3 protein-coding genes and 1 pseudogene are annotated in these 2,299 nt (G+C 56.6%); all 4 read right to left on the bottom strand.

Going from position 1 to position 2,299, the window contains the following annotated elements:
• Nucleotides 1–120, bottom strand: a pseudogene (locus tag IU397_RS23085) (IS66 family transposase zinc-finger binding domain-containing protein); the annotation flags it as partial.
• 386 nt (nt 121–506) lie between these two features.
• On the bottom strand, nt 507–1,553 hold the full coding sequence (locus tag IU397_RS23080) for an N-acetylneuraminate synthase family protein (RefSeq protein ID WP_204417972.1): 1,047 nt from the start codon (nt 1,551–1,553) through the stop codon (nt 507–509).
• Nucleotides 1,553–1,855, bottom strand: a complete 303-nt coding sequence (locus tag IU397_RS23075) for a hypothetical protein (protein WP_204417970.1) — start codon at nt 1,853–1,855, stop codon at nt 1,553–1,555. The genes IU397_RS23080 and IU397_RS23075 overlap by 1 nt, the downstream gene beginning before the upstream one ends.
• 197 nt (nt 1,856–2,052) lie before the next feature.
• Nucleotides 2,053–2,299 (bottom strand): hypothetical protein (locus IU397_RS23070; RefSeq protein ID WP_204417974.1); only part of this gene is annotated, 247 nt, incomplete at its 5' end.

Here is a 2,299-nt window from a genome sequence, read left to right as displayed (position 1 = left end):
GATCCCATCGGTGCAGGCCCGACAGGCATATTTCGGACGGACCGTGACAATCACACGGAGCTGGGCGGGGACAATGTCGAGCCGCTCCGTGCGGTCCTCACCGATCCGGTGCATTCGGCCAGAAGGACTGGAATCTCTAAGCCCATAACCGTCCACGAAACCGGGGGAACTCCAGTTTCATCCAACATTGCGGCCTCGGACAGGCGGCGTTGCAATGGCTCAGCAACGCCGTCCACCGGCTCCGGATTTCGCGGTGATTACCGGTGAACTCGGCGTGCCCGAGGCCAGTCTTATGACCTGTATGTGTCCGCGCTCGGAGCGCGGACAACGACGAGAACGGCCCGAGACATCGGCTATGGCCACCTGTGACCTTGTCCTGTTATGCTGGACCATGGGTTTTTCGATTAAGCCCACAGGCTGGCATCACGCGACAAGGGCACTTGCGATGAGACCAAAATATCCAGTCCATGGCAGAAACGTGGGTTGCATGATCGCAACGCTGCGTATCACGGGGCAAGATCATCATAGGTGATAGGATGGCCCTTGCGGACAGCGTTTTTTAAAGCCCGTCCCAAAGGTGCGCCCGGATCATTTGGTGGAATGCCGACTCCCGGACGAATGAAGCGAAAGTCCCCCGTGGCAAGCAGGTGCCCTTTCGGCAGATCTTGCAAAGCAAAGGCCGATCTACGCCCGACCACCTTGTTGCCGGCTTCATCGGACACAGTGTCCTTCGCACTCGAACCGCGCGCAATGTGGATCTCTTCAACTCCATCAGCAATCTCCCGAAGGATGTCTGGTGTCGCCGAGAACCTGTGATCCGGTCCTGTACGGTCCGGATCGTTCGTGATGTGTTTTTCAATGGCGACTGCGCCCATGGCACTTGCGGTAAGGGCGGCACGACTGCCTTCGGTATGATCGGAAAACCCGATCAGGTCACCGTAACGAGCACGAAGAATCTCGATGGCATGCAAATTCACCGAGGCCAGAGGGGCCGGATAGGCCGAGACACAATGCAAGAGCATCACTTCGCGAGCGTTGTTGCGGGCAAGCACTTCCATGGCGTGGTCCACTTCCGCCAGGTTGGCCATGCCAGTGGACATGACGACCGGCTTTCCTGTTTTCGCGATCTCGACCAGCAGGGCATCAAAGGTCATCTCGAACGATGCTATCTTGTAAATCGGACAGCCGAGATCTTCGACAAATGGCAAATCCCGGGGGTCATAAACGGATGTAAAAGGAACCAGACCGTGGGCACGCGCACGTTCGAAAAGCGGTTCATGAAACTCCATCGGCATAGCAGCATCGTCGTAAAGGTCATAAAGCCTGTCGCGCCCCCAGATCGGGTCGATCGCCATTGACGGGTGATCACTCTCCATCGTCAGGCTGTCGGCAGTATACGTTTGAAGCTTCAACGCATCCCACCCAGCTTCGGCCGCAAGATCAATGAGTTTCAGCGCCTGATCCAAATCACGATCGTGATTGGCGCTTACCTCGGCGATGAGCCATGTCTTCTCGTCAGGGCCCGCCGACTGACCTTCTATGGTGAGTGTCACTAGCGCTTTACTCCTTTCATTACTTGGATCGCCCGGACGATACGTCCAGCACCTTTGTCATCGACGCATCCACGCGCAGTTTCGTTCCTTTTCCAGAAATGGGCAAGACGAGCGCAAGACCCGAGCCGTTCGATCTCGGCGAAGAACCCCTCGTCGCCGCCGTTCACATTCGCGAAATGGATCTCAGCCAAACCAGCCGCAGCGAAGGCGCGAAAATAGTTGGAATAAGCCGACCCCTCGGAGAGGTAGAGCGCCTTGTGTCCAAGGAACGCAGCCTCATAACGTGTAGGCCATGGAGCCATTCGAACTTATAAATGATCGGGCAAAACCTGTCGGCGTTGATGTAAGGCGTAAACAACAGGTCTGGGAAAGGGGTTGAATAATCGCGCTGAAAACGGTCACCTGCCACCCCGCTGTACGCAATCATTTCCCCCTTACCCGACACCGTTCCGCAATCCAGATCCGGTATCACCGCATGGAAGCCTTTGACGCCTGGAAATCAACGGCGGATATCGCCTGAACTCGGCCAAAAAAGCCGCCCCAGCTGCGTCCAAGTTAAAGAGATGGCCTGAGAAATCTGAACAGTTGAGTTAGGTGGATTTTTCGCTCGTGATCCGGCAGCCTGCCGGGACGACGAAGTGAAGATGGCAAGACGACCGAGACGGAACCACAGCCCTGCATTCAAGGCGAAAGTCGCGTTGGCGGCTTTGAAGGGCGACAAGGGTGTGAGGGTCAGAAAAGCGTCC

The sequence above is a fragment of the Actibacterium sp. 188UL27-1 genome (assembly GCF_016901225.1).
Taxonomy (GTDB): domain Bacteria; phylum Pseudomonadota; class Alphaproteobacteria; order Rhodobacterales; family Rhodobacteraceae; genus 188UL27-1.
Note: the sequence above shows the minus strand (reverse complement) of the source record. Positions and strands in the feature narration are given on the sequence as shown.